Annotated in this window: 1 protein-coding gene; it reads right to left on the bottom strand. The window is 48.5% G+C overall.

All coding sequences use genetic code 11. The annotated features are described in order from the left end of the window. On the bottom strand, window positions 1-235 hold a 235-nt coding region (locus SAZ04_RS23040; RefSeq protein WP_332700137.1), incomplete at both ends, for a KH domain-containing protein.

Consider the following 235-nt stretch of genomic DNA (forward strand, 5'->3'; position numbering starts at 1 on the left):
CGGCGGTGTTGATCTGTGCAGGAACGCCAGAGATGTCCGCTACTACCTTACGCAGTTTTTCTACGTCTTCACCTTTTTTACCGATAACGATACCCGGGCGAGCAGTGTGAATTGTTACAAGGATGCTCTTAGCCGGACGCTCGATAACGATACGAGATACGGACGCTTTAGCCAGTTCCTTAGTCAGGTACTGACGTACTTTAAAATCGCTGTCCAGGTTGTCAGCGAATTCTTT

It is taken from the genome of Halalkalibacter lacteus (assembly GCF_036663595.1).
Taxonomy (GTDB): Bacteria; Bacillota; Bacilli; order Bacillales; family Bacillaceae_D; genus Halalkalibacter; species Halalkalibacter lacteus.